This is a genomic window from Actinosynnema sp. ALI-1.44, from assembly GCF_001984155.1.
Lineage (GTDB): Bacteria > Actinomycetota > Actinomycetes > Mycobacteriales > Pseudonocardiaceae > Kibdelosporangium.
Map to the genome: position 1 here is coordinate 210951 of NZ_MTQO01000053.1, position 26751 is coordinate 237701.

General features: G+C 68.2%; 26 protein-coding genes. 16 read left to right on the top strand and 10 right to left on the bottom strand.

Annotated elements, in window-relative coordinates:
• The first annotated feature begins 2 nt into the window (after positions 1-2).
• A complete protein-coding gene (locus tag ALI144C_RS42905; protein WP_202819203.1) occupies positions 3-950 on the top strand; it encodes an ABC transporter substrate-binding protein in 948 nt (315 codons plus the stop codon).
• 4 nt (positions 951-954) lie between these two features.
• On the opposite strand, the gene ALI144C_RS42910 is transcribed toward ALI144C_RS42905, so the two are convergent.
• Positions 955-1476, bottom strand: coding sequence for a PadR family transcriptional regulator (locus ALI144C_RS42910; RefSeq protein WP_076993029.1), 522 nt, complete (start codon positions 1474-1476; stop codon positions 955-957).
• An 82-nt stretch (positions 1477-1558) separates the two neighbouring features.
• Here ALI144C_RS42910 and ALI144C_RS42915 point away from each other — a divergent pair, with 82 nt between their 5' ends.
• The 6 genes from ALI144C_RS42915 to ALI144C_RS42940 all read left to right on the top strand — a co-directional run bounded on the left by ALI144C_RS42915 (position 1559) and on the right by ALI144C_RS42940 (position 9990).
• Positions 1559-2848, top strand: a complete 1290-nt coding sequence (locus ALI144C_RS42915) for a carotenoid oxygenase family protein (RefSeq protein WP_076993030.1) — start codon at positions 1559-1561, stop codon at positions 2846-2848.
• A 76-nt stretch (positions 2849-2924) separates the two neighbouring features.
• On the top strand, positions 2925-5321 hold the full coding sequence (locus tag ALI144C_RS42920) for a GcvT family protein (protein WP_076993031.1): 2397 nt from the start codon (positions 2925-2927) through the stop codon (positions 5319-5321).
• 4 nt (positions 5322-5325) lie between these two features.
• Positions 5326-6528, top strand: coding sequence for a sarcosine oxidase subunit beta family protein (locus ALI144C_RS42925; protein WP_076993032.1), 1203 nt, complete (start codon positions 5326-5328; stop codon positions 6526-6528).
• Between the two features lie 9 nt (positions 6529-6537).
• On the top strand, positions 6538-6780 hold the full coding sequence (locus tag ALI144C_RS42930; RefSeq protein ID WP_076993033.1) for a sarcosine oxidase subunit delta: 243 nt from the start codon (positions 6538-6540) through the stop codon (positions 6778-6780).
• Positions 6777-9494 (top strand): 2Fe-2S iron-sulfur cluster-binding protein, encoded by a 2718-nt coding sequence (locus tag ALI144C_RS42935; RefSeq protein ID WP_076993034.1) that lies wholly within the window; start codon positions 6777-6779, stop codon positions 9492-9494. The genes ALI144C_RS42930 and ALI144C_RS42935 overlap by 4 nt, the downstream gene beginning before the upstream one ends.
• On the top strand, positions 9484-9990 hold the full coding sequence (locus tag ALI144C_RS42940; protein WP_237774593.1) for a sarcosine oxidase subunit gamma: 507 nt from the start codon (positions 9484-9486) through the stop codon (positions 9988-9990). Before ALI144C_RS42935 ends, ALI144C_RS42940 begins: the two co-directional genes overlap by 11 nt.
• A 7-nt stretch (positions 9991-9997) precedes the next feature.
• On the opposite strand, the gene ALI144C_RS42945 is transcribed toward ALI144C_RS42940, so the two are convergent.
• Entirely contained in the window at positions 9998-11635 is a 1638-nt protein-coding gene (locus tag ALI144C_RS42945) for a TM0106 family RecB-like putative nuclease (RefSeq protein ID WP_076993036.1), read from the bottom strand.
• A 71-nt stretch (positions 11636-11706) separates the two neighbouring features.
• On the opposite strand from ALI144C_RS42945, the gene ALI144C_RS42950 reads away from it, so the two are divergent.
• The 5 genes from ALI144C_RS42950 to ALI144C_RS42970 all read left to right on the top strand — a co-directional run bounded on the left by ALI144C_RS42950 (position 11707) and on the right by ALI144C_RS42970 (position 15152).
• Entirely contained in the window at positions 11707-12147 is a 441-nt protein-coding gene (locus ALI144C_RS42950) for a DUF6474 family protein (protein ID WP_076993037.1), read from the top strand.
• A 63-nt stretch (positions 12148-12210) separates the two neighbouring features.
• Positions 12211-12759 (top strand): hypothetical protein, encoded by a 549-nt coding sequence (locus tag ALI144C_RS42955; protein ID WP_143231208.1) that lies wholly within the window; start codon positions 12211-12213, stop codon positions 12757-12759.
• A gap of 55 nt (positions 12760-12814) precedes the next feature.
• On the top strand, positions 12815-13579 hold the full coding sequence (locus ALI144C_RS42960) for a YcnI family copper-binding membrane protein (RefSeq protein ID WP_076993039.1): 765 nt from the start codon (positions 12815-12817) through the stop codon (positions 13577-13579).
• Entirely contained in the window at positions 13576-14136 is a 561-nt protein-coding gene (locus ALI144C_RS42965) for a copper resistance CopC family protein (protein WP_076993040.1), read from the top strand. The genes ALI144C_RS42960 and ALI144C_RS42965 overlap by 4 nt, the downstream gene beginning before the upstream one ends.
• Positions 14133-15152 carry a copper resistance D family protein gene (locus ALI144C_RS42970; protein WP_076993041.1) on the top strand — a complete coding sequence of 340 codons (1020 nt, stop codon included), beginning with the start codon at positions 14133-14135 and terminating at the stop codon, positions 15150-15152. Before ALI144C_RS42965 ends, ALI144C_RS42970 begins: the two co-directional genes overlap by 4 nt.
• Positions 15153-15238: 86 nt before the next feature.
• Here the strand turns inward: ALI144C_RS42970 and ALI144C_RS42975 are convergent, their stop codons facing one another.
• The 3 genes from ALI144C_RS42975 to ALI144C_RS42985 all read right to left on the bottom strand — a co-directional run bounded on the left by ALI144C_RS42975 (position 15239) and on the right by ALI144C_RS42985 (position 17922).
• Positions 15239-15544 (bottom strand): hypothetical protein, encoded by a 306-nt coding sequence (locus ALI144C_RS42975; RefSeq protein WP_076993042.1) that lies wholly within the window; start codon positions 15542-15544, stop codon positions 15239-15241.
• A 133-nt stretch (positions 15545-15677) separates the two neighbouring features.
• On the bottom strand, positions 15678-16577 hold the full coding sequence (locus ALI144C_RS42980) for a phosphotransferase family protein (RefSeq protein ID WP_076993043.1): 900 nt from the start codon (positions 16575-16577) through the stop codon (positions 15678-15680).
• 28 nt (positions 16578-16605) lie between these two features.
• Positions 16606-17922 carry a helix-turn-helix domain-containing protein gene (locus ALI144C_RS42985; protein ID WP_083753898.1) on the bottom strand — a complete coding sequence of 439 codons (1317 nt, stop codon included), beginning with the start codon at positions 17920-17922 and terminating at the stop codon, positions 16606-16608.
• A gap of 278 nt (positions 17923-18200) precedes the next feature.
• Here ALI144C_RS42985 and ALI144C_RS42990 point away from each other — a divergent pair, with 278 nt between their 5' ends.
• A complete protein-coding gene (locus tag ALI144C_RS42990; protein WP_076993045.1) occupies positions 18201-18500 on the top strand; it encodes a hypothetical protein in 300 nt (99 codons plus the stop codon).
• Between the two features lie 13 nt (positions 18501-18513).
• Positions 18514-18858 carry a hypothetical protein gene (locus ALI144C_RS58120; protein WP_076993046.1) on the top strand — a complete coding sequence of 115 codons (345 nt, stop codon included), beginning with the start codon at positions 18514-18516 and terminating at the stop codon, positions 18856-18858.
• 85 nt (positions 18859-18943) lie between these two features.
• Here ALI144C_RS58120 and ALI144C_RS43000 read toward each other — a convergent pair whose 3' ends face one another.
• Both ALI144C_RS43000 and ALI144C_RS43005 read right to left on the bottom strand, forming a co-directional pair.
• A complete protein-coding gene (locus tag ALI144C_RS43000; protein WP_076993047.1) occupies positions 18944-20158 on the bottom strand; it encodes an MFS transporter in 1215 nt (404 codons plus the stop codon).
• Positions 20155-21450, bottom strand: a complete 1296-nt coding sequence (locus ALI144C_RS43005; RefSeq protein ID WP_076993048.1) for a GH1 family beta-glucosidase — start codon at positions 21448-21450, stop codon at positions 20155-20157. The genes ALI144C_RS43000 and ALI144C_RS43005 overlap by 4 nt, the downstream gene beginning before the upstream one ends.
• 113 nt (positions 21451-21563) lie before the next feature.
• On the opposite strand from ALI144C_RS43005, the gene ALI144C_RS43010 reads away from it, so the two are divergent.
• Complete coding sequence (locus tag ALI144C_RS43010; RefSeq protein ID WP_076993049.1) at positions 21564-22184, top strand: TetR/AcrR family transcriptional regulator; 621 nt, start codon at positions 21564-21566, stop codon at positions 22182-22184.
• A gap of 160 nt (positions 22185-22344) precedes the next feature.
• Here ALI144C_RS43010 and ALI144C_RS43015 read toward each other — a convergent pair whose 3' ends face one another.
• Entirely contained in the window at positions 22345-23547 is a 1203-nt protein-coding gene (locus tag ALI144C_RS43015; RefSeq protein WP_076993050.1) for an amino acid deaminase/aldolase, read from the bottom strand.
• Positions 23548-23635: 88 nt separating this feature from the next.
• Here ALI144C_RS43015 and ALI144C_RS43020 point away from each other — a divergent pair, with 88 nt between their 5' ends.
• A complete protein-coding gene (locus ALI144C_RS43020) occupies positions 23636-24973 on the top strand; it encodes a D-arabinono-1,4-lactone oxidase (RefSeq protein ID WP_076993051.1) in 1338 nt (445 codons plus the stop codon).
• On the opposite strand, the gene ALI144C_RS43025 is transcribed toward ALI144C_RS43020, so the two are convergent.
• Positions 24943-25614, bottom strand: a complete 672-nt coding sequence (locus tag ALI144C_RS43025) for an SDR family oxidoreductase (RefSeq protein WP_076993052.1) — start codon at positions 25612-25614, stop codon at positions 24943-24945. The two genes, ALI144C_RS43020 and ALI144C_RS43025, sit on opposite strands and share 31 nt — an antisense overlap.
• A 24-nt stretch (positions 25615-25638) precedes the next feature.
• Positions 25639-26226 carry a hypothetical protein gene (locus ALI144C_RS43030; protein WP_076993053.1) on the bottom strand — a complete coding sequence of 196 codons (588 nt, stop codon included), beginning with the start codon at positions 26224-26226 and terminating at the stop codon, positions 25639-25641.
• Between the last annotated feature and the right edge of the window lie 525 nt (positions 26227-26751).

Below are 26751 nucleotides of genomic sequence, written 5' to 3' on the forward strand. Positions count from 1 at the left end.
TGGTGAAGCGGACGCTCGCAGTCGCACTGGTCGCGGTGCTCGGGCTGGCCGGGTGCGTCGGCCCGAAGGTCGCGAAGAACCAGGCGGGCAGCGGTGGTTCGTGCGGCCACTTCAAGCTCGCTGTCAACCCGTGGGTCGGCTACGAGGCCAACGCCGCGGTCATCGCCTACGTTGCGGAGAAGAACCTCGGCTGCCGGGTGACCAAGAAGGACCTGAAGGAAGAGGTCGCCTGGCAGGGTTTCGGCACCGGCGAGGTCGACGCGGTGGTGGAGAACTGGGGCCACGACGACCTGCGCAAGAAGTACATCGACGAGCAGAAGATCGGTGTGTCGGCCGGGTCGACCGGGGTGAAGGGCGAGATCGGCTGGTACGTGCCGCCGTGGCTGGCCAAACAGCACCCGGAGCTGCTGGACTGGAACAACCTGAACAAGTACGCGGAGATGTTCCGGACCTCCGAGTCGGGCGGGCAGGGCCAGTTGCTCGACGGCGACCCGTCGTTCGTGACCAACGACGAGGCGCTGGTGAAGAACCTGGGCCTGAACTTCAAGGTGGTCTACGGCGGCAGTGAGACGGCCTTGATCCAGGCCTTCAGGCAGGCCGAGGAACGCAGGACCCCGCTGATCGGCTACTTCTACTCGCCGCAGTGGCTGTTCACCGAGGTGAAGCTGGAGCGGGTGAAGCTGCCCGCGCACACCCCGGGCTGCGACGAGGTGGCAGAGAAGATCGCCTGCGACTACCCGGACTACGACCTGGACAAGATCGTCAGCCGGAAGTTCGCCAACGCCAACGGCCCGGCCTACCAGCTGGTGCGCAACTTCCAGTGGACCAACGACGACCAGAACATCGTCGCCCGCTGGATAGCGGTGGACAAGATGAGCCCGGAAGCCGCGGCCAAGCGGTGGGTCGAGCAGAACCCGGACAAGGTGAAGGCCTGGCTGCCCGTGACGTGAGCGGTCAGGTGGCCTTCCTGATCTCGGTTTCGGCCCAGTCGGCCCACTCCTGGATCAGGGTGCTCGCGCGCAGGCCCCATTCGAGCGCGATGCGGCCGTAGAAGGCCTCATCGCCGACCTCGTCCCGCACCTCGTCGGCGATCTTGGTCAGTGCGGCGTGCTGGTGCGCGGCGAGGTCGGCCTGCCTGCGCAGGTACGCGACGCCCTGGTCCGGTGGGAGCAGGTTGAGGAAGAAGACGCGCAGCAGCATCGCGCTGCGGCGGGGTGGCTCCGGGTCCACTTCCGTCATCCAGTGCTGGAGTTCCTCGCGGCCCTGGTCGGTGATCGCGTATTCCTTGCGGCCGCGCGGGCCTTCCGCCACCACTTCGACCAGTGCCTCGTCGGCCATCCTGGCGAGTTCGCCGTAGATCTGGCTCTGGGTGGCCGACCAGACGTTGGCGATCGAGCCTTCGAAGCGTTTGAGCAGGTCGTAGCCGCTGGCCGGGCCGGAGGTCAGCATGCCGAGCACTGCGTGGCGGAGGCTCATACCGTCATCTTGACATTCCAGCATTGACATGTCGAATTCTGACCTTCTAGCTTTGACATGTCACTACTGGAAGGAGACGGCGATGCCCGCGTACCTCGATGGTCTGCTCGCCCCGGTCGACGACGAGATCGAGGCCTTCGACCTGCCCGTGACCGGCGAACTGCCGCCCGAACTGGTCGGCCGATACTTCCGCAACGGGCCTAACCCGTTGCCGGGCCAGGACCCCGGGCACTGGTTCGCCGGGGACGGGATGATCCACGGCATCCGGATCGCGGACGGCCGCGCGGAGTGGTACCGCAACCGCTGGGTCCGCACTCGCCGGTTCGACGGCGCCGAGTTCCTCACCGAGACCGGCATCGACCGGACCGCCGTCAGCGCGAACACCCACGTGATCCGGCACGCGGACAAGATCTTCGCCTTGGTGGAGGCGGGTTTCCCGTACGAGATGACGGCCGAGTTGGACACGGTCGGTCCCTGCGACTTCGGCGGCAGGCTGACCACCGCGATGACCGCGCATCCCAAGCAGGACCCGCTCACGGGCGACTTGCACTTCTTCGGGTACAGCCCGTTCCCGCCGTTCCTCACCTACCACCGGCTCGATGCGGGCGGCGACCTGGTGGAAAGCAAGGAGATCACCGTCCCCGGCCCGACGATGATGCACGACTTCGCCATCACCGAGAACCACGTGATCTGGCTGGATCTGCCGGTCACGTTCGAAGCGGAGCGGATCGGCAAGGGCCTGCCGTACGACTGGAGCGACAGCTACGGCGCCCGGATCGGCGTGATGCCGAAGGACGGGGACGTGCGGTGGTTCGACGTGGACCCGTGCTACGTCTTCCACGTCGGCAACGCCTACGAGGACCAGGGCCGGATCGTGCTGGATGCCGTCCGCTACACCCGCGAGAAGTTCACCGCCACGTGGAGCGAGATCAGCGGCACCACCGATCCCACCGACTTCGCGGTCGGAACCTCGCTGTACCGCTGGATTCTCGACCCGGCGACCGGGAAGGTCGTCGAGCAGCAGATCGACGAACGCGAGGTGGAGTTCCCGTCGTTCAACGAGGACAGGCTCGGCCGTCCGAGCCAGTTCCTGTACACCGTCACCGACAGCGCGATCGTCAAGTACAACACCGCCAACGGCGGCAACGAGATCAAGGACTTGGGCAAAGCTCCCGGCGAAGCCGAGTTCGTCCACAAGCAGGGCGCGACGGCCGAGGACGACGGCTGGCTGATGTCGATCGTGACCGAGCGGGACAACAGCGGCTCGGAACTGCTCGTGCTGGACGCGCAGACGCTGGAGTTCGCGGCGTCGATCAGGCTGCCGCGCCGCGTTCCCGCGGGCTTCCACGGCAACTGGCTTCCCGACGCTTGACACGAAAGCACCTCCGCGCGACGCTTGTTGCGCAAGCTGCGCGGTGTTGCGAATAGTGCATCCCAAGGAGGCTGGCGTGGCCGGACCGAAGGTCGTGATCATCGGTGCGGGCGTGGTCGGCGCCGCCCTCGCCGACGAGCTGACCACCAAGGGCTGGACCGACATCACGGTCGTCGACCAGGGGCCGCTGCCCGTCCCCGGCGGCTCCTCGTCGCACGCTCCCGGCCTGGTGTTCCAGGCCAACGGGTCCAAGACCATGACCGAGCTGGCCCGCTACACGGTCGAGAAACTGGCCGGGCTCGACTGCTTCCGCCAGGTCGGTGGCCTCGAAGTGGCCTGCACGCCCGAACGCGAGCAGGAGCTGCACCGCAGGCTCGGCTGGCTCACCGCGTGGGGCGTCGAAGGCACGATCCTCGACGCGGACGCCACTCGTGAGCTGTACCCGTTGTTGCGCGAGGACTCCGTCCGCGCGGGTCTGCACGTGCCGACCGACGGCCTCGCCCAAGCGGTGAAAGCCGTCGAGGTGCAGCTCAAGCGGGCCGAGTCACGCGGGGCGACGCTGCTGGAGCGGCACGAAGTACTCGACATCCGCACCGAGGGCGACCGGGTCACGGGCGTGGTCACCGACAAGGGCGAACTGGCCGCGGACATCGTGGTCTGCTGCGCCGGGATCTGGGGCCCGAAGGTCGCGCGCCTGGTCGGGATGACGTTGCCGCTGGTCCCGCTCGCGCACCAGCTGGCGTGGACCGGCCAGGTCCCGGCCATCGCCGGGCAGCGCACCGAAGCCGTCCGCCCGATCCTGCGCCACCAGGACGCGGACCTGTACTACCGCGACCGCTACGACACGATCGGCGTCGGTTTCTACGGTCACAAGCCGATGCCGGTCGACGTGCACGACATCGCCGGTGTGGACACAGCCGAGGTCATGCCGTCCGTGCTGTCGTTCACCGAGCAGGACTTCGAAGAGGCGTGGCACGAGACCCGCTGGCTGCTGCCTGCGACCAAGGACGCCAAGATCGAGGAAGGCATCAACGGACTGTTCTCGTTCACCGTCGACGACATGCCGCTGCTGGGCGAATCCCCCACTGTCAGCGGGTTCTGGGTCGCCGAGGCGGTCTGGGTCACGCACTCCGCCGGAGTGGCCAACGCGATGGCCGAATGGCTCGTCGACGGCTACTGCAGCTCGTATGACCTGCACGCGTGCGACGTGAACCGGTTCGAGAAGCACCACCTGGCCCCGGACTACGTCACGGCACGCGGCTGCCAGAACTTCGTCGAGGTCTACGACATCAAGCACCCACTACAGCCGATGCAGGCGCCCCGGCCCCTGCGGACGAGCCCGTTCCACCAGCGCCAGAAGGAACTCGGGGCGTACTTCCTCGAAGCCAACGGCTGGGAACGGCCGCAGTGGTACGAGGTGAACCTGGACCAACTCCAGGACCGGGAGGTGCACCAGCCCAACGACTGGGCAGCGCAGTACTGGTCGCCGGTGGCGGCTGCGGAGGCGCAGATCACCCGTGAACGCGTGGCGCTCTACGACATGACGGCGTTGAAGCGGCTGATGGTCGAAGGCAGTGGCGCGACGGACTTCCTGCAGCGCATGACCACCGGTGACGTGCACAAGTCCGTCGGTTCGGTGACGTACTGCCTGCTGCTGGACGCCAACGGCGGCATCCGCAGCGACGTGACCGTGGCCAGGCTGGCCGAGGACCAGTTCCAGGTGGGCGCGAACGGCAACCTGGACCTGGACTGGTTCACCCGACATCTGCCCGACGACGTGCACGTCCGCGACATCACGTCGAGCACATGCTGCCTCGGCGTGTGGGGGCCGCGGGCGCGTGACCTCGTACAGCCGTTGACCGACATCGACCTGACCGCGTTGAAGTACTTCCGCGGCAAGCAGGGCTACATCGGCAACGTCCCGGTCACCGCGCTGCGGCTGTCCTATGTGGGCGAGCTGGGCTGGGAGCTGTACACGGACGCCGACATGGGCCTGAAGCTGTGGGACACGCTGTGGGCGGCGGGTGAGCAGTACGGCCTGATCGCGGGCGGCCGGGCGGCGTTCAACAGCCTGCGGCTGGAGAAGGGCTACCGGTCCTTCGGCACGGACATGACCTACGAGCACGACCCGTTCGAAGCCGGCCTCGGGTTCGCCGTGAAGCTCGCGAAGGAGGAGTTCGTCGGCAAGAGCGCGCTGAACCCGGGCGAGCCGAAGCGCAAGCTCACCTGTCTGACGTTGGACGACACGGTGATGGGCAAGGAGCCGGTGTTCGACGGTGAGACGTGCGTGGGTTACGTGACCAGCGCGGCATTCGGCCACACGATCGGCAAAGGCATCGCGTACGCCTGGCTGCCGTCCGCGCTGAGCACACCGGGCCAGACCGTCCACATCGGATACTTCGACCGCCGGATCGAGGCGACCGTCGCCGAGGAACCCCTGTTCGACCCGAAGATGACCCGGTTGAGGGGATGAGGCGATGGAGCACCCCGACTGGCTCTGGCGCACGCCCGAGCCGAAGAAGTCCTATGACGTCGTCATCGTCGGCGCGGGCGGTCACGGCCTGGCCACCGCCTACTACCTGGCCCGCAACCACGGCATCACCAACGTCGCCGTGCTGGAGAAAGGCTGGTTGGCCGGCGGGAACATGGCCCGCAACACCACGATCATCCGGTCGAACTACCTGTGGGACGAGAGCGCGGGCATCTACGAGCACTCGTTGAAGCTCTGGGAGGGCCTGCGGGAGGACCTGGAGTACGACTTCCTGTTCAGCCAGCGCGGTGTGCTGAACCTGGCGCACACGTTGCAGGACGTCCGTGAGGGCATGCGGCGGGTGAACGCCAACCGGCTCAACGGGATCGACGGCGAGTGGCTCACCCCGGACGAGGTCGCCAAGGTCTGCCCGATCGTGAACACCTCGCCGGACGTGCGGTACCCCGTGCTCGGCGGGACCTGGCAGCCGCGCGCCGGGATCGCCAAGCACGACTACGTGGCCTGGGCGTTCGCACGCAAGGCCGACCGGTACGGCGTCGACCTGATCCAGGGCTGCGAGGTCACCGGCTTCATCACCGACGGCAACCGGGTGACCGGCGTCGAAACGAATCGCGGCCCGATCCACGCGGGGCGGATCGGGCTCGCGGCCGCCGGGCACACCAGCGTGCTCGCGTCCACACTGGGCATCCGGCTGCCGCTGCAAAGCCACCCGCTGCAGGCTCTTGTGTCGGAACTGCTCGAACCCGTGCACCCGACTGTGGTGATGTCCAACCACGTGCACGTCTACGTCAGCCAAGCGCACAAGGGCGAACTGGTGATGGGCGCGGGCATCGACTCGTACAACTCGTACGGCCAGCGCGGTTCTGTGCACGTGATCGAGCAGCAGATGGCCGCAGCGCTGGAGCTGTTCCCGGTCTTCGCGCACGCGCACCTGATCCGGACATGGGGCGGGATCGTGGACGTCACGCCGGACGCGTCGCCGATCATCGGGCGTACACCGGTGGAGAACCTGTTCGTCAACTGCGGCTGGGGAACGGGCGGGTTCAAGGCGACGCCCGGTGTCGGCTGGGTGTTCGCGCACACGCTCGCGCACGGCGAACCCCACGAGCTCAACGAACCGTTCACGCTGGAGCGCTTCACCACCGGAGCGCTGATCGACGAACACGGCGCCGCAGCCGTGGCCCACTAGGAGGACTGCGTGCTGCTGATCAGTTGTCCGTGGTGCGGCGAACGCGAGGAGACCGAGTTCCACTACGGCGGCCAGGCGTTCGTCTCGTACCCCGCCGATCCGGAGTCGTTGACCGACGAGGAATGGGCGCAGTACGTGTTCTTCCGCGACAACCCCAAAGGCGACTTCGCCGAGCGCTGGGTGCACAGCGCCGGGTGCCGCCGCTGGTTCAACACCGTCCGCAACACCGTGACCAGCGAGTTCCTGTCATGAGGCTGGCACAGGGTGGCGAGATCGACCGCACGCGACCGCTCACGTTCACGCTGGACGGCGTCGAGTACACGGGCTTTGATGGCGACACGTTGGCGTCGGCCATGCTGGCCAACGGCATCGTGCAGGTCGCGCCGTCGCTGTACCGGCAACGGCCGCGCGGCATCTTCTCCGCCGGAGTCGAGGAACCGAACGCGCTCGTGCAGGTCGGCGCCGAACCGTCGCTCCAGGCGACGACAGTCAGACTGCGCGCGGGTCTCGTGGCACGGACGCTGTCGGGCGTTGGCCGTCTCACCCCGGAACCCGAACAGCACCGCTACGACAAGCGGTTCACGCACACCGACATCCTGGTCATCGGCGCGGGCCCGTCCGGGCGCATGGCCGCGCGGACCGCAGCCGCAGGCGGCGCCCGCGTGATCCTCGTCGGTGCCGGACTCCCGGAATTGTCAGACCCCTCCGGTAACGTTGAATCAAGGGGTCCCCTTGGGGGAATTGGTGATGAGCTGGCGGCTACCCAGCTCAGGGTGTTGACCGGCGCGACGGCGTTCGGTTACTACGACAGCAACTACGTGCTCGTGGCCCACAAGCAGACGCTGTGGCACATCCGGGCGCGCCGGGTGATCCTGGCGACGGGCGCGCACGAGCAGCCGATCGTGTTCGAGAACAACGACCGGCCCGGGATCATGCTGGCCGGAGCGGTTCGCAAGTACATCACCCAGTATGCCGTCCTTCCTGGTCGCAACGCGGTTGTCTGCACCACGAACGACAGCGCGTACGCCACCGTGGCCGCGCTTGTTCAAGCCGGTGCGCGGGTGACGGTCGTCGACTCACGCCCGATCCCGCCGGACCTGGCGCCGAAGGGTGTCGAGGTGATCAGTGGCCTGGTCACGAACACCGAGGGCCGCCACCGGATCACCGCGGCAGCGGTCACCACGGGGTCCACTCAGGACCGCAGGATCGAGTGTGATCTGCTCGCGGTGTCCGGCGGGTGGCAGCCCGCGGTGCACCTGTTCAGCCAGTCCCGTGGCTCGGTGCGGTGGAACGGCCAAGCGTTTGTTCCAGACGCATCGGCGCAGGCCAACCGCGTGGTCGGCGCGGCGAACGGGACCTTCGACACCAGGGCGGCGCTGATCGAGGCGGCCGAAGCGGCCGTCGAAGCCGCGGCGGCCGTGGGATACCCCGTCGCCATGCCGCCACTCCCCGCCGTGCAGGAACGGGAGATCACGCCCGACAACCCGGTGTGGCTCGTGCCGGGCGATCCGGCCAACCAGTTCGTGGACCTGCAGCGCGACGCGACAGTCGCGGATGTCCGGCGCGCGGTCGGTGCCGGGATGCGTTCGCCGGAGCACGTCAAGCGGTACACGACCATCGGCACAGGCGCTGACCAGGGCCGCACGTCGAACATCCCGGCTCTCGGTGTGATCGCCGAAGCGCTGGGGACGACTCCCGGCGAGTTGGGCACCACGACTTTCCGGGCGCCGTCCGTGCCGGTGTCGTTCGCGTTGATGGCCGGTCGTGACCGCGGCAAGCTGCACGACCCGATCCGCACCACGCCGATCCACTCGTGGCACGTCACGAACGGCGCGGAGTTCGAGAACGTCGGCCAGTGGAAGCGGCCGTGGTTCTACCCGAAGCCCGGCGAGGACATGGAAACGGCTGTGCTGCGGGAATGCCGCGCGGCCCGGACCGGCGTCGGCATGCAGGACGCGAGCACGCTCGGCAAGATCGAAGTGGTCGGGCCGGACGCGGGCGAGTTCCTCAACCGCATGTACACCAACGCGTTCAAGAAACTCGCGGTCGGCTCGGCGCGCTACGGGATGATGTGCAAGGCCGACGGCATGGTCTTCGACGACGGCGTGACCATGCGCCTGGCCGACGACCGCTACTACGTCACGACCACGACCGGCGGCGCGGCGAACGTGCTCGACTGGTTCGAGGAGTGGTCGCAGACCGAGTGGCCGGAGTTGGCCGTGACGTTCACGTCAGTGACCGAGCAGTGGTCGACGATCGCGGTCGTCGGCCCGCGGTCGCGGGCGGTGATCGGCCTGGTGGCGCCGGACCTCGATGTCTCCAACGAGGCGTTCCCGTTCATGACGTTCCGGGAAACCACCCTGCACAACGGCATTCCCGCCCGGATCGCGCGGATCTCGTTCTCCGGTGAACTCGCCTACGAGGTGAACGTGTCCGGCTGGTACGGCCTGGCCGCGTGGGAGGCGATCCACGAGGAAGGCAGGCCGTACGGCATTACGCCCTACGGCACGGAAACCATGCACGTGTTGCGCGCGGAGAAGGGCTTCCCGATCGTCGGCCAGGACACCGACGGCACAGTGACCCCGCACGACCTGGGGATGTCGTGGATCGTGTCCCAGCGGAAGGACTTCGTGGGCAAGCGCTCGCTCAGGCGTCCGGACACCGCGCGCCCCGACCGCAAGCACCTGGTCGGTCTGCTGCCGGTGGACCCGGGGCAGCTGCTGCCGGAAGGCGCGCAGATGGTCGCGCTGGACGCGCCGACGACACCGCCCGTCCCGATGGAAGGGCACGTGACCTCGAGCTACCGCAGCGCGGCACTGGAACGGACGTTCGCGCTGGCGTTGATCCGCAACGGCCGCAACAGGATCGGTGAGACGCTGCGGGCGCCGCTCGGCGACCGGGTGATCGAGGCGATCGTGACCGAGCCGGTGTTCTACGACAAGGAAGGCGCACGCCGTGACGGTTGAGGACCTGCGTCGAAGCCCCTTGGCCAGTTACCCGGGTGTCACCGAGATCCCGTTCCTGACCATGGTGAACGTCCGAGTCCCGCCAACCGGCGACGCGGCGGCACGGATCAGCGCCCGGCTCGGCGGACCGTTGCCGGTCGTGCCGAACTCCGTGGTGGAAGCCGGTCGCCGGCACATCCTCTGGCTCGGCCCGGACGAGTGGCTGGTCGTCGGCCCGGACGGCGACCGCGAACTGCCGGGCATGCTCCCCGAGGCCGTCGACGTCTCGGCCAACCGGACGACGATCGAAGTGCGCAGCCGTGACCTGCTGGAACACGGCTGCACGCTGGACCTGCACCCGCGTGCGTTCCACGCGGGCCGGTGTGCGCAGACCACGATCGCCCGGACGCAGGTGATCCTGTGGCAGACCTCGGACGAGCCGGTCTACCGGTTGCTGGTGCGGGGATCGTTCGCGACCTACCTGGCGGACTGGTTGTCCGACGCCGCGTGCAGTTGAACGACCGCTACAGGTCCCCGACGAACGGCATGTCGTAGACCTCCGGCGAGGACATCCAGTGCCGCAGGGTCATCGTCGCCGTGACGTCGTCCTCGTTGTACTCGATCAGACGGATTCGCTGGTCCGGCTGCGGTTCCGCGCCGTCCATGCCGACCGCGTCGCGGTACCAGCGCATGGAGTTCTCGCCGCTGGCCTCCGGGTCGCGCCAGGAGAAGCCCGCCGCCGGGGCGATGATCTTCAGCCCCTTGCCCTGCGCGCACAGGAACTGGTCCTGGACGCTGCGGAACAGGTCGAACCAGCCGTCCGAGTCGATGAAGTCCTGGACCTGCGCCTCGGTCGGGATACCCGGCATGCCCTTGAACCGCCGGGCGGACGCGAGCAGCCACCGGTTCTCGGCGAGTTCGTTGTAGCAGTAGGCGCGGAAGGTCAGGCCACGGGCGCGGGCCCGCAGGCGGACTCCCATCAGCCACTCCCAGAACTCGGCGAACGAGCGGCCCTCGTCCCTGGTCGGCAACGGATCCCACGTGACGAACGCACGATATCCCTGCCGCTCGCCGACGTCCGCGCCGCTGAGCAGGACTCCCCACATGTACGCGCCCGCGTCGCCGAAGCTCTCCATGTCCACGTCGACCTCGACGTCCGCGCGGGGCACGACCACCTCGGGCACCCGGCGGACCATGGTGAGGTCCTTCAGCCACGCCTTGGCCAGCGCGATCGCGTCGTCCGACGGCAGCCCGACCAGCTGCAGGTCCGTGCCCATCGGCACCTTCGCCAGGTCGTCGACGGTCAGCACGTTCGCGGCCCGCAACGTCACCGCGTCCTCGCCCCTGGCCACCAGGCTGACGTCGCGCTTCTCCAGCAGCGTCACCTCGCACACCGGCCACCACGGGCAGCTGCGGCACTCCAGGATCCGCGACGGCCTGGCCAGCGGCTGGCTGCCGTTGGCGGCGGCGGCCGCCACCGCGAGCCGGTCGGAGAACCTGTTGTCGTACTCGGACAAGGCGGTCCGCCCGCCGGGCCAGGTCGGCGCCTCCAGGTCGTGCCACGCCACGACGTCCGCGTCCAGGCCGATCACCCCGCCCACCGCGCGCCCCGGCGCCGCGTACCCGGACGCCTGCAGCATCCGCCACGCGTGCGCGAGCCGCATCTGGTCACGCGGCTGCGGCCGGATCTTGCGCAACGGGTCGACCCGGCTGCCGGTCGGCAACGGCTCGCCGAGCGGTGACGTCCGGGCGCCCTGGCCGGGGTCGGTCACCTTGTGCCGGACGACCAGGACAGGCACGTACCCGTCGTCGCTGCGCACCAGCAGGTCGATCGAACCACGCCGTCCGCCGCTCGGGTCGCGGGGCAGCTGGGCCGCCCAGATGAACCGGGCACCGGCGGCCAGCATCGCCACCGTCGCCTGCTCACGATCGGTTCCGCGCAGGTCGGGGCCTGCCGGGATCTCCATCCAGTCCGGCCCGACCAGGCGCGCGACCCGGTCTGCGACCGCACGGCGGTGCGCCGTCGCGTCGGCCTTGCGCTGCTGACCGGTGGGATCCGGGGCGGCTCTCGGCACGTCCCGCATGGCCGGATCGTGCTCCAGGTGCACCCGTCGCCGGCAACGGTTGACAACACCAGCGTCGAGCAGCACCGAATCCTTCACAGTGAGCACCTTAGGCCAGGCTGCGGACAGCCGAGATGCTGCTGTTGCCACTGGCCAGTAGGTTGTTACGCATGAGCGCGACGAAGCGAAAGCCACGCATCAATCCGCGCAGCGCGAAAAACGTCGTCGCCGTCGCCAAGGTGATCGGCCCCGCCGTCGCGCCCGTATTGCTTCCGTTCGCCGCCAAGGCCGCGGCGACCTTTCGTGAGCTCAAGGACAACCGCAAGGCGCACAAACTCGGTGTCCCCGTGTCCGACCTGGCCAAATTCTCCGGCAAGGGCGGTGTGCTGCACGCCCGGATCGCCGGGCTGGCCGAGGTGCTGCAGGAGCTGAGGGACCGCGGTAAGGACGCCGACTTCGTCGCCGAGACGTCGGACACGCTGGCCAAGCTGACCTCGGCGGTGCGGGCGGCCGAGCGCATGCCGACCCCCAAGCGCAAGACCGTGCACAGGGCGGTCGCGGCGGAACTGGACCAGTTGGAGCAGCGGCTGCTCCACAAGCTGGGTATCTGACGCGTCCGGTTTCAGTATTCCGGCCGACACGCCACCGGGCGTCGGTTGGCTACGCTCCACCGTGTGAGACGACGTCCGGCATCGACACGCAGCGTAGTGCGTGGCTGGACGCTGGCCGTCAGTTCGGGAGCGCTCGCGATCGCGGCGCACGGGATGGCCGGCGGCGCCACGCCGGACGCGGCCCTTGCCGTGCTGCTCACCATGATCGTCGCCTGGGCGGGGACATCTGTCGCCAGCCGGGTCGACGGGCTCCTGTCGGTGCTCACAGCCCTGGGAATGGCCCAGGCAGCGATGCACCTCGTGCTCAACTACGCGGTGCCGTCACACGCCGACCACCACATGGCTCCGGCCCCGGTCGACCCGGTGGTGATGACGGCGGCACACACCGTCGCGACGGCGTTGACCGCGTTGCTGCTCACCCAGGCCGACGCGGCGATGCGCGTGGTCAGCACCGCGATGCGGCTGCTGCTCGACCTGGCCGAACCGCCTCGCTTCCCGGCGGTCGCCAGCGCGACGTATGCGTTGCCGGAATCCCCGGACCGGATCGACCACATCCGCGCCGTGCTGCTGCGCCGGGTGCACTCCCGTCGCGGCCCACCTGCCCGCTCCTGAAACCAGCAGTACCTCCCAACCCCCGACCCCTGCACATCTCAGGAGCAGTCTCAGCATGTCTACGAACCGATACTTGGCGCGCGGTTTCGCGGTCGCGATCGCCGCGGGCGCCGTCGTTCTCGCGGGTGGCGGCATCGCCAGCGCGCACGTGACCGCCAACGTCACCGAGCCGGCCAAGAAGGGCGGCTACTCGAAGATCACCTTCCGGGTGCCCAACGAGGACAACACCCAGGGCACGGTCAAACTGACCCTGCAGTTCCCCAAGGACACCCCGGTGACCGCCGCCCGGCCGAAGCCGCTGCCCGGCTGGACCGCCGAGGTCACCAAGGTGACGCTGGACAAGCCGGTCAAGAACAACAAGGGCGTCGAGATCAAGGAAGCCATCGGCACGATCACCTGGACCGCGCAGCCGGGCACCAGGATCAACCCGGGCGAGTTCCAGGAGTTCGACGTCTCCGCCGGGCCGCTGCCCGACGCCGACCAGCTGGTCATCCCGGCGATCCAGACCTACGACGGCGCCAAGGGCGAGGTCAAGTGGGACGCCCCGCCCGCCAACGGCTCCGAGCCGGAGCACCCGGCCCCGGTCGTCAAGCTGGCCGCCGCGGGTGCGGGTGAGGACGCGCACGGCGGCGCGGGCACGACCGCGGACGTGAAGCCCGCCACGGACTCGCACAACGAAGCCGCCGCGGCCGGGACGGACAACACCGCCCGGTGGCTCGGCGGCATCGGCCTGGTCGTCGGCGCGCTCGGCCTGGGTCTCGGCATCGGGGCCACCCTCCGGGCGAAGAAGGTGACCGCTCGCGGGGGCGATCAGGCATGAGGCGATTCGCTGCCGCGGCAGTGCTGGCCGGCGTGGCGTTCGTCGGGCTGGCCACCCCCGCTCTCGCGCACAACTCGTTGGTGGAGTCCAACCCCAAGGACAAGGCGTCCGTCGAAGTGGGGCCGGACAGCATCAAGCTCACGTTCGACCAGCCGGTCCAGCCGGGCGACGGGATCAACACGATCTCGGTGCTCGACCCGCAGAACAACCACTGGGAAGCCGCGCCGCCGCAGGTGGACAGCTCGACGGTGACCGCGCCGGTGCGGCCGCTGGGTCCGAGCGGTGAGTACAAGATCGCCTGGCGGATCCTGTCCGCCGACGGGCACCCCGTCCAGGGTCAGCTGTCGTTCACGCTGAGCAAGGCGGGCGAGGGCACGCCACTGCCCGCCGAGGAACTGGCCAAGTTCAAGAACGGCGCGGGCGCCGCCCAGTCGGACTCCGGCGAGGACAGCGGCGGGATCCCCACGTGGGTGTGGATCGTCGGCGCGGTGGTCGTGCTCGGCCTCGGCGTCGTGTTCGCACTGCGGATGGGCGGCAAGGACGAAGAAGCGCGATGAGCTCGACCCGGGCCACCGCGACCCCTCGGCTGGCTCTGGTCGGCGCACTGGTCACGGCATCGATCGTCGGTGTCCTCATCGGACTCGCGATCACCGTGACCAGCGCGCCTGCCGGGCTGGTCGAGCCGGACGCGGTGGTCCGGTTCGGCATCCCGCTCGCCCGTGTCGTGCTCGACATGGCCGCGGTGGTCACCGTCGGGCTTTCCTTGCTGCCCTTGCTGATCGGCTTCGACCGGCCGAAGCTCGCCGAGGCCGTGCTGGCGGGCACGCGCCGGGTGACTGTCGCAAGTGCACTGACGTGGGCCGTCGCGGCGGTCGTCGCGCTCGTGCTGCAGACGGCCGAGCTGCGACTGTCCCAATCGGTCACGGTGGAAGCCGTCTGGGAGTACGTCCGGACGGTCGGCGCGGGCAAGGCGCTCGTCGCCGTGTTCCTCTTCGCCATGCTCTGCGCGGGCCTCGCGGCGTGGACTGTCCGCAAAGGTGAGTCCATCCCCGCCGAACTGCGGGCCGCCGCCGCGCTGTTCACGCTCCTGCCGTTGCCGGTGACCGGGCACGCCACGGACTGGTCGTGGCGCGACCTCACGATGGTCTCGATGGAACTGCACGTGCTCGCCGCGGTCGCGTGGACCGGTGGACTCGGCGCGGTGGTGGTGTTGCTCGCCGCCAACCGGACGTTGCTGGCGCACGCGCTGCCGCGGTTCTCCAAGCTCGCCACGATCTGCATCGCGGTGTCCGTCGTGACCGGACTGTTCAACGGGTTCGCCGAGCTGATCCTGACACCCGGTGGCTCGCTGTGGCGCGACCTGGTCACAACCGGTTACGGCGTGCTGGTGGTGCTCAAAGTCGCGTGTGTCTCGGCACTGGCTTTCCTGGGGGCCAACGTTCGTTGGCGCCTGCTGCCGGCGATCCTGCGTCACCAACGGACAGCGCTGGTCGGCTGGGCCGCGGCCGAACTGGCGATCATGGGGCTGGCCTTCGGATTCGCGGTGGTACTGACGCGCGCACCCGTCGTTTAGGTTGCCGCCGTTCGTCGCATGTGGAGATTATGTGGCGGCCGTCACTCCACACCGGAGACGACCGGGGCGTCCGAAGAGTCGAGCGGTCAGTCCTGCTCGGTGAACTGCGCCTGTTCGTGTGGCCTGCGCAGTTCGGTGAGCCGCTGCATGGTCGCCGCGCCGCGCGTCTCGAGCTCCTTGCGGCTGATCCAGCCCGCGGCGAAGTGCCGGTAGCTCTGCGAGAGCATCACGAGTTCAGCGAGGTAGTCGGCGGCGCGCCGACGACTGTCCTCGGGCAATCGGGACACGAGGGCGAGCTGTGCTTCCACCACTCCGTCCAGCACCTGCGCGGACCGTAGCGCGCGCTTGGCGCGCCGACCATCACCGACTGTCCTGCTCAGCAGCCCCAACACCGTGACTAATCACCTCATGGTGAGCGAAACTCGACGAGATCGTAAACACAGAGTAGCCGATAACCCGCTTGGGCCAACGCCCGACATCCGTCGAGAAAGGATTCGCTCAGCGAGGCCCCGGCGTTACCGCCATTCAGGTGTATCGAGCCCACCTGGCACCGGTGTCGCCGCGCCGGAAGTCGTCGAGCCGCCGCATCAACTCCGGCCGGACCTCGGGGTTGCTGCGCACGCTCGGCAGCACGCTGGTAATCAGTTTCAGCTCCCTGACCTCACGCAACACCCGGAAACCAGTCCACTTCGTCACGTCGAAACCGTAGGCGCGCACGATCTCGCGGTAGGTCCGCGCGGGCTCACCGAACCGGCCGACCCCGACCGCGACGGGTGTCAGATCCCACTCCGGCGGTCCGAGCGAAGTGGAATCGAAGTCACACAGTACCGGCCCGTCCGGCGACGAGATCAGGTTGCCCAGGTGCGCGTCGCCGTGCAGCACCGCGGGCGGGAACTCGTACCGCAGCCCGGCCAGCTCCTGGTGCAGGCGGTCGCAGGTGTCCAGGAGGAACAGGCGGTCGTCGTCCTGGATGTCCTCGGCGTCGTCGATCCGCCTGCGCACGTCGTCCAGCGGGTCCCACACGGGCAGGTCGAACGACGGCGGCGGCAGGCTGTGGATGCGCTTGAGCAGCTTGCCGAGATCCCGCCCCCTGGCGGGACGGCCGCCGTCGGGCACGACATCCCAGACGGTCGCCACGTGCTCGCCCGCCCTGATCGGCTGCGCTATCCCCGGGTACAGCCGAACAGCCGGGATGTCGTGCTCGGCGAACCAGCCCGCGATCCGGACGACCTTCTCCACCCGGTGCCGCAGGCCGCGTGACCCGACGATCCGGACCACGGCGGTGTCCCCGACCAGGCGGTACACCGCGTTGTTGGTGAATCTCAGCAGCGCGGCGCCGGTCGCGTCCAGACCGATCTGCGCGCAGACCTCGGTCAGCGCGGCGGCCAGGATGTCCCTGCTGAAACGTCCCTCCGAGGTGGTCATCGGATTGGATGGAGCAGGCCCGGCTTGCTCACGCCTCCGTGTCGAAGTACTTGTTGAGCGCGTCGGAGAGTTCACGGGCTTGACTGTTGTTGCGGCGTTTGTCCGCTTCGTCCTTCAGCGGCCGCATGCGGTCCTTCGCGCGGCCCGAAGTGAGGTTCTCGGCCAGTTCGACCGCGGTGCGGCCGACCTTGGACCCGTGGTCGATGTCGCCTTCGAGCAGGTGGTTCGTGGCCAGCGCGCTGAGGTTGAACGTCTTGCTGCGGGCCATGTCGTCGCCGTACGCGTCGATCGCGCGCTGCAACGCCGGGATGGCGTACTTCGTGTGCTTGGCGTCGACCTCCTGGGCCAGCACCGTGTGCACCGTGCCGATCATGGCGTGCACGTCGGTCTCGGTGAAGAACTTCACCCAGGTCTCGGCGCCGTCCAGGTCCGCTCGGGCGAACTCGTCACGGGTCCGGCCCAGCAGCTTCATCGTCTGCTCGCGCTGGCCCATCATCGCGTAGGCCCACGCCTCGTTCGCGCAGAGCACGGCCACCGCCAGCTCGGAGCCGGAGTTCTGGGCCGCGATCTGGCCGAGCGAGAAGATCTTGAGCGCGTCGTTCGGCGCTCCGTTGTGCAAGTAGACGCGGCCCATCCGGTACAGGATGTTGGCCACCAGCGGCTCGCTGCGGCCTTCCTTGGCCAGCTCGAGGCCCTTGCCGAAGTGGTTGCGGGCCGAATCGAGCAGCCCGATGTCGAACGACGTCCACCCGGCCAGGTTGTGCAGGTCGGCCAGTGCGACGTGCAGCCTCTGCTTGACCACGTCCGTGGCCGATGCCCCCAGCATCTGCTGACCCCACGACAGCTGCGCGATCACCGCGTCCCGGCAGGAACCCCCGCCGTACTGGTAGTCGAGCGACCGCAACGCCCTGGTGGCGGCCTCCACCTGGCGCACATCGGTCATGCCGATCCGTCCGGGCGCCGGAGTCTGGATGGGGTTCGAGACCCACGGCCCGGAGTCCGCGCCGAACACGTTCGCGCCCATGGTGACGGCCGCGGCGTGCGCGAGGAACTTCCGACGCTTCACCGACTCTGCCTCCTCGGGGGTCTGGTCGTCGACTGTCGCGACGACGCGGACCCGTGTCTCCTCGTCATATGCGAGGCCCATGTATCCCCTTGGAACGCCCAATCCGGCGGCGATCCTCGCGAGTACGTCATAGGCCATGACCTGGCGACCTTTGAGGATCTCCGATACCTCGGACTGCGACTGGCCGGTCTGTGCGGCGATCTGCCGCTGCGAGATGCCGTGCTTGCGCAACAGCCGGTAGACCTGACTGATCTCCCTTGCGGCCAGCGCTGCCCGCATGTCCGCCTTCTCCCAGACATCAGCGGTTACCACAGCGCCTTGTGACCCGGTGGAGTTCACTCGCGCCCCCTTGCAGTCCGTTGGGCGTCAACCGCAGAGTAAACACATTGCGGCAGGGCCGAGAAGTAGTGATCGGTCAGGCTGATCGGTCGGGCCGAAGTCCGCTGACCGCTTATCGTGAAACCTTGCCCGATCAGCTCACCACCACCCCACTCGAGTTTGCCACGTACCAATCTAAGTTCTGGTAAGCATTCGAGCACGGAGGGAAACTTCGGATCGTGGACCTGGTCGGCTCGACAGTGACTCGCCCCGCCCCAGCGGCCTCGCCTGCAGCTCAGGCGGAGCCGCAGGACGCCCCTGGCCTCAGAGACCTGAGCGGCAACTACGCAGGTCGTCAGGTGTGGCACATCAGCTGTGGCGATGTCATCAACCGCGATCGTTGTCTCACTGTGCTGGTCAATGATCAGAACAAGGTGGTGCTCGTCGGACCTCCCGGCGAGACCGCTGTCCTGTCAAGCGGCCAGCTCGGCCAACTGCGGGACGCCCTACGAGAAGCCGCCGAGCAGGCGGAAAGGTGACGGTGACGCTCCCGTGGACGAGATACTCGGCCAGGTTTTGCGCAATGCGGTGTGGGAACGCCTTGACATGCTCTCCGAGCTGGCAACCCGCGCAGACGCCCCGTCCCTGCTGTCCGTGGCCCGATCCGAGCTGCCCCGGCTGACCGAAGGCTGGCGCGCGATGCTCTCGGCTCACGAGCCCGATGAGCGAGGCAACTGCCCGACCTGTTCGTCACGGTGGCGCCAGCAGAAGGCGCCGTGCTCGGTCTGGCGTGCCGCCTACGAGCACCTGGTAGCCGGTGGTCTCGCTCCAGCAGGTGGCAGGCACGTCCGAAGGGCCACATCCTCCCCGCGCCGTGTGGTGGCCGGCGCCCGATAGACCGGCGGTCCGGTTCGTCCGTCCCCCCGAGCGAGGCGAACCGGACCGTCATCCAATGCCCCCATTTCTTGTTCGGGGTGCGATTTCATTCCGCGGTTTCGATTCGCGACAGGAACACCCCGGCGAGCAAGGTGGCTGCGGCCGACGCCGCGAACAACCCCGCGTAACCGAGAACAGCCAGGATTCCGGAAGCCACGAGTGGCGCGACCACTTGCGGTAACGAATTGGCGATGTTCACGACGCCCAGATCCTTGGCGCGATCGGCAGCGGCCGGGAGCAATTGCGTCAGCAACGCGATCGCGACGGCCCAGTACGTGCCGAATCCGGCGCCCAGCAGCGGCCCGGCGATCAGCGCACCCACCCAGGTCGGCCACACCACCAGGATCAGCGCGGCCGCCGCCATCAGGACGACCGCGACCACCACGTACGGCTTGCGCCTGCCGGACGCGTCGGAAAGCCCGCCTGCCACGAGCGCGCCGATGACCAGCGCGACTCCGTAGAACGCCATCAGGATCAGCAGCGACCCCTCGGGGTCGGCGCGCCTGACCACGTCCTTGAGGAAGAACAGCAGGTAGAACGTGCCGAGCGCGTTGCCGAGGTTCACCATGAAGTGACAGCCCCACATCCACGTGAACCCGGGGTGCTCCCGCGGCGAGACCCACAGGTCGAGCCTGGTCTTGCGGACCTGGTTTCCCGGCAGCACCGCGTCGGGCGTGAACAGCACGAACGCGGCCGCACCGAGCAGCACCACCGCGGCGGACGCCAGGTACCCGGCGACCAGGCCGGTGACGATCGAGGTGACCAGCACGGCGCCGAGCACGGTCCCGAACATCTGGCTGATGCCGACAAAACCACCCGTTCGGGCACGCTGCTCGACCGGGACCCGGTCCGGGATGGCCGAGATGAGTGTGGCCAGCATGGCGTTCAGCCCGACCTGGACCAGGCACCAGCCGAGCACCATCGTCACGACATTGCCCGCCACGGCCAGGACGGCGAGCCCGGCGGCGCCGACGAGCGCGCCACCCAGGGTCCAGGGATGGCGCCTGCCGAACCGCGAGGTCGTCCGGTCCGACAACAGCCCGGCGACCGGGTTGGCGAACACCGCGACCAGTGCGCCGACACCGGTGACGATCCCGAACACCAGTTCCTTGTTGGCGCTGTCGAGCAACTCGGCCTGCTTCGGCAGCAGGACCTGGATCGGCGCGTAGATCGCCAGCCACAACCCGAGGTTGGCGACGAACAACAGGCTGATCCACCCGGCGCGGACCTTCCGGGTCGGCTCGGCCAAGGCACTCGTCATCGACTCCCCCTGATCACGTCGCGGTACCAGTGGTACGAGTCCTTGGGCGTACGGACCAGGGTGTCGTAGTCGACGTGCACGAGACCGAACCGAGGCTGGTACCCCTTCGACCACTCGAAGTTGTCCAGCAGCGACCACACGAAATAGCCACGCACATCGGCGCCCTCCGCCATCGCTTTCTCAAGCGCGGCAAGGTGTTCGGTGTGGTAGTCGATCCGCTGGCGGTCGTGCACGCCGTCGAAGCTGCACCCGCTTTCGGTGATGTGGATCGGCGGCAACGCGTTGCCGTAGCGGTGGGTGATGGTGCCGAGGAACTGCCGCAGCCCGTCGGGGACGACCGGGGAATCGTTGGTGGTGAACGGATATCCCTCGATCGGCCGCAGCTCGAACGGCAGCGGGTTGCCTTCGCCGGGTTTCGCGACGCCTTGCGGCTCGTAGTAGTTGACACCGTAGAAGTCCACCGGGGCACTGATCGAGCTCAAGTCGTCGGCGAAACCCGTTGGCAGGTAAGGAAGAACTTCCTCGGGATAGGAACCGGTGAGCATCGGGTCCGCGTACATCCAGTTGATGACGGCATCCAGGTGCCGTGCCGCCTGCCGGTCTTCGGCGGTGTCGGCGGCGGGCCAGATCGGACTGTGGTTGTTCGCTGTGCCAACGGTTTTCGCCCCGGTGGCGCGTAGCGCCTGCACGGCGAGACCGTGCGCGAGGTTCTGATGGTGCGCGGCGGGCAACGCGTCGAAGAGGAGCGCCTGACCGGGCGCGTACTCGCCGAGCGCGTAACCGAACAGCGTCACCACCATCGGCTCGTTGAGCGGGATCCACATCTCCACGCGGTCGCTGAGCCGTGCACCGACGATGGCCGCGTACTCCGCGAACCGCTCGGCGGTCTCCCGGGACAGCCAGCCGCCCGCGTCCTCCAACGGCTGCGGCGTGTCCCAGTGGTAGAGCGTGGCGACAGGCGCGATGCCCGCTTCGCACAACGCGTCGACGAGGTTGTCGTAGAAGTCCAGGCCCTCGGCGTTGACCTCACCGCGCCCGGTCGGCTGAATCCGCGGCCACGCGACGGAGAAGCGGTAGGCGTCGACCCCGAGGTCGGACATCAACGCGATGTCCTCGGGGAACCGGTGGTAGTGGTCGCAGGCGACGTCGGCGTTCGCCCCGTCGCGGATCTTGCCGGGCGTGGCGCAGAACGTGTCCCACACGGACACGCCCCGCCCGCCTACACGGGTGGCGCCCTCGATCTGGAAGGCGGAGGTCGATACACCCCACGTGAAGTCGTCGGGAAAGGCCACTGAGGAACCCCATCTCCGCAGAATGTGAAATTCATTCGGATACTAGATGTGATGTCACTCGCACGCCAGCGCCCGATTCACGGCAAGATAGGGGCTGAGCAGAGGAGACACTTGTGACGAGCCCGACCCCACTGCGGCGCAAGCCGGTACAGCAACGCAGCACGAAGCGCGTTGAGCAGATGCTCGAGGCCTGCGCCGCGCTGATCGAGGAGGTCGGCTACGACGGGGTGACGACCACCCTGATCGCGGAACGAGCAGGAGTGGCGGTCGGCTCCCTCTACCAGTTCTTCCCGGACAAACGAGCAGTGGTCCGCGAGCTGACCAGGCGCAACCTGGACCACTTCCTGAAAGTGGTCGGCGAGCGCTTCGAGACGACCTACGTCGACCACTGGTGGGACGCGGTGGACCTGGCGATCGACATCTACGTGGACATGCACAGGACGATCCCGGGCTTCAGCAAGCTGCACTTCGGCGACGTGGTCGACCTCGAACTGCTCGACGACGGCGAGGGAAGGCACAACAACGAGGTCGTGGCGGAACACCTGACCGAGATCGTGGCGTCGAAGGCAGGCCTGCCCGTCGAGGACCTGAGGCTGCCGATCACGATCGCGGTCGAAGCCACCGACGGCATCCACAAGCTGGCCTTCCGCCGAGACCCGAGCGGAGACCAGACGATCATCGACGAAGGCAAGGAACTACTCCGCCAGTACCTGTCAAGCAAGGTCGGGAAGTAACCCGAGCCCACGGCACCATCGGCGAATCCAGTTGTCCACAACCGGCCGGTAACCCTTTGACCAGCGGTTATCACCGGTAGACTGGAGCAGGGACGCCCCCCGGGTTGGGTGGGGGACTGTTTGGTGGGGTTCTCGGGCGGTGGAAATCGGTCGCTCTACCTCAGCCGAAGTTGACGCCCTCACCGCGGTAGGTGGGCACGGTCCGCTCAACCTGGTCACCGCGGACCAGGTGGTACTCCTGAAACCGCTCAGCCAACTCCCCCGCCTTGGAGTGCCGCATCCAGACCCGATCGCCGAGCTTGAGGTGCTCAGCGGCAGCCCCTGTCACCGGAGTCTGCACCTCACCCGCGCCTTCCAGCGGAAGCAGCTGCAGACCAGCCGGAAGATAGGGCTGAGGCAGTCGATCCGGCGTACCAGTTCCGGAAGCGACGTAACCACCGGCGAACAGAGTCGCGACCTTCGGAGCCGGACGGCGGACAACCGGCAGCGCGAAGAGCGCGGCGGGCCGGGGCGTGAAGCCGCGGTAGCTGTCGAAGAGCCATGGGCCGATCAGGCCCGAGCCCGCCGCCAGTTCGGTCACCGACCGGTCGGTCGAGGTCAGCTCCAGGCTGCCGGTGCCGCCGCCGTTGACGAACTCGAGGTCTGCGATCGCCTGGATCGCGGCTACCGCCGCGCCGCGCCGCTTGATCAGTTCCGGGCCGGAGTGGCGTTGCATCCAGCCGATCACCGCCCCTTTCAGCGGCTTTCCCGGTGGGGCGTCGCCGAGCCCGGCTATCTGGCCTTCGTACGACATCACTCCGACCAGCGTGAAGCCGGGCCGTCGGACGATCTCCGCCGCCAGTCTGGCCGCTTGGCGTGGGGTGCGCACCGGCGACCGGCGGGTGCCGACGTAGATCCCCGGCAGGGGACGCCAGGCCGCGTCGAATTCCAGGCAGACGCGAATGGGCGGATGATCGGTGCCGAGAGCCGCGTCGACCAGGTCGAGATGTGCCGTCGAGTCGGCGATCACCGAGATGACCCGGGCGGCGTCCGGGTCCGCGGCGAGGTCACGGAGTGCGGCATGGTCCGTTGTCGGGTAGGCGACCAGGATGTCCGTGTCGGCGAGTGGTGTCCCGCGCCATTTGCGCGTCAGCCAGATCGCCTCGCGCAGGGAGTACGCCATCACGCCCCGGTAGCCGGGCATCTCCAGTGCGCGTTCCAGCAGGTAGGCGCAGCGCACGGACTTGCTGGCGACCCGGATGGGACGGCCGGCCGCACGGCGCACCAGTTCGTGGGCGTTGGCGTCGAACGCGTCGAGGTCCACCACGGCGAAGGGCGGGTCGAGTCCTTTGGTGGCGGTGTCCAAGTCGGCCTGGTGGGTCACGCGACCACAGTACGTCGGAAACCGTTGAAATGTGAATAGCTTTCACTTACGGTGTGGCGAATACCCGCTCCAGGGAGGCCGAGTGTCCATGACTGCTCTGAAGACCAGCGCTGACGGACAGATCCGGTGGACGAACTGGGCCCGCAACGAGACCGCGGTCCCGGCGACGCTGACCCGGCCGGCCAGCGTGGAGCAGATCAGCGAAACCATCGCCGCGGCGACCGCGAAAGGCCTCCCCGTCAAGGCGCTCGGCGCCGGGCACTCCTTCACCGCCATCGCCGCGGCACACGGCGCCGCCGCCATCGACCTCTCGGCGTGGACCGGTGTCGAGTCGTCCGATGTGGCTTCCGGCCTGGTGACTGTCCGAGCCGGGACGACGATCAAGCAGCTCAACGCCGCACTGGACCGTGTCGGCCTTGCGATGACCAACCTCGGTGACATCGACGCGCAGACCATCTCCGGCGCGATCTCGACCGGCACGCACGGCACCGGCGCCAAACTCGGCGGGATCGCGACGCAGGTCTCCGCGTTGCAGGTGGTGCTGGCGGACGGGTCAGTTGTCACCTGTTCGGCTGACGAGCGACCGGACCTGTTCAACGCCGCACGCGTCGGGCTCGGCGCACTCGGCGTGATCAGCACTGTGACCTTGCGCTGCGAGCGGTCCTTCTCGTTGAACGCCGACGAACGGCCGGTCCCGTTGGAGGCGGTGATCGAGCAGTTGGACGAGTTGACCACCGGCCACGACCACATGGAGTTCTACTGGTTCCCGTACGGTCGCAAGGCTTTGGTGAAGCGTAACGACCGCCTACCGCTCGACGCGGCTGCACGACCGCTCAGCCGCGCACGGGAGTTCTTCGAGTACACGGTCATGGAGAACGTCGTCTACGGCGCGATGTGCCGAGCCGGACGAGCGGTGCCGAAGCTGGTCAAGCCGTTGAACGGCCTCGCGTCGATCGCGTTGTCACCGCGTACCTACAGCGACCTGTCCCACCGGGTGTTCGTGACCCAGCGGGATGTGCGGTTCGTCGAGTCGGAGTACGCGGTGCCGCGTGAATCACTGGTCGACGTGCTCAATGAACTGCGCGCCGTGGTCCCGAAGCTGGCCTACCCGGTGATGATGCCGGTCGAGGTCCGGGTCGCGGCTGCCGACGACATCTGGTTGTCCACTGCCTACCAGCGGGACTCCGCGTACTTCGCGATCCACCAGTACCCGGGCATGCCGTACCGGGAGTACTTCGACGCCTTCGAGAAGATCGTCGCGCAGGTCGGCGGGCGCCCGCACTGGGGCAAGATGCACACCCTGGACGCTGCCGTTCTGCGTGACCGCTACCCGCGGTTCGACGACTTCCGCCGGGTGCGTGCTCAAGTCGACCCCGAGCGGGTGTTCCGCAACGCCTACTTGGACCGCGTGCTCGACGCGACCTGAGTGATGGCGATGTCGATCGGCGTCGGGCCCTTGGCCAGTTCCAGGGTCAGTCCGACCGTGTCGTCGTTGTCGAGCAGTCCGACCAGCACGGCGGCGACCTCTTCGCGTGGGATCTTGCCGGGCGGGACCTGGAAATCGAGGTTGACCAGGCCTGTTGCCGACTCGTCGGTCAGGTGGGCTGGCCGCAGAATGGTCCAGTCGAGGTCACGCGAGCGCAGGTCGTCCTCCGCGGCGGCCTTGGCTTTGAGGTATGTGCGGAAAACCGCGTCGACCGATTCGTCGTCCGCCCGGTCGAGTCCGTAGGAACTGATCTGTAGCACCCGCCGGACCCCGGCGATCTCGGCTGCCTGCGCGAAAAGCACGGCGGCTGCCCGGTCGACTGTGTCTTTTCGCTCAATTCCACTGCCCGGCCCGGCGCCTGCCGCGAACACCGCGACATCCGCACCGGCCAGCACCGCGGCGACGTCTTCGGCGGTGGCCTTCTCCAGGTCGAGCACCACTGGTTCGGCACCGGCCGCGCGCAGATCGTCCGCCTGCGCGGGATTGCGGATCAAACCGACCGGTTCATCGCCACGGGTCGAAAGGAAACGTTCGAGATACAGGGCGATCTTGCCGTGTCCACCGGCGATGACAACGCGCATGACGCCCAGCGTAGAACGGTTCGGTCAGGCGGACAGAACTCGCTCGTAGGCGACCTCGTTGACCCAACGCGACACCGCGTCGATCCCGGCGGGTGCCTTGTCGTTGCGGCCGGGCAGGTCCAACTCGACGCCGTTGTCCGGGTCGGCGCTGACCACCGCGATGCCGTAGTTGCGGGCGCGCGGCAGGCAGTTGGCCAAGTAGTCCTGGGTGAGCACGACCGAGGAAGGAACGACCATCGCCGTGTCGCCGTAGCGCGCGAACGGGGCGAGCGCGGCAAGACCGGTCCGCCAGTGCCGCACGACGGCGAGGACACCGACGATCCGCACCGCGGCGGCGGGCACCTGGCCCTGGAACTCGGGCCACACCCAGGTCGACACGGTGGCCCGGTCGGTGACGGGCGCCTGGCCGAGGCAGATCCGCTCGGCGTGTGCGTCCGGCAGCAGTTCGGCGACGAGGGAGACCCGACGGCCGAGCAACGTCATCGGCGCGAGAGCCACACCCGGCCAGCCGAGCTGGGCGACGGCCGCGGAGGCGAGCTCGTCGTCAGGGGCGGGAAGGTCGACGACGGACGGAATCGGCAGTGAAGCTGCGTCCTGACTCACTGCTGTCATGCGCCCTGGAATGCCGGTCACGAAGCCCCGCCTCCTTCGACTCGACCGTGCCCCTGGGTGGTCACGGGCCGAACTGCTACATGGAATTTGGTACCAGTTGCGCCAGCCCGAAGGATCGCCAGTTCCGCTCCCCTGCGACCGACGGCGCCGAGCGGTCGGTGACCGGTCGGTGAGCCGCTAACCGACTTCAGCCGGGCGATGCCGCCGTCCGGGTGAGAAGAAGACAGGCGGTCAACCACCACAACCACCCCCAGTAAAAGTGACCCCCACCACAATGGAGTGAATTACAAGGATGTAGTTCCCCTGCCCCAAAGGGCTGGATTCCACGCCAAATCTCACAAAAGCACCGAACTTTCCGGGACCCGTTTCCGGACCACCGCACACATCTCGTGTTCCAAGTGCAGAAAAGAAGGCTCCAGCCCCACACCAGCAGCCCGAGGAGACACTCGGAGCCCGGACACCGGCCGCAACTGTTGTGCGGCGAAGCCGCGCAGCTGGTGAAAACGAAACGCGCCCAGCGCTGGA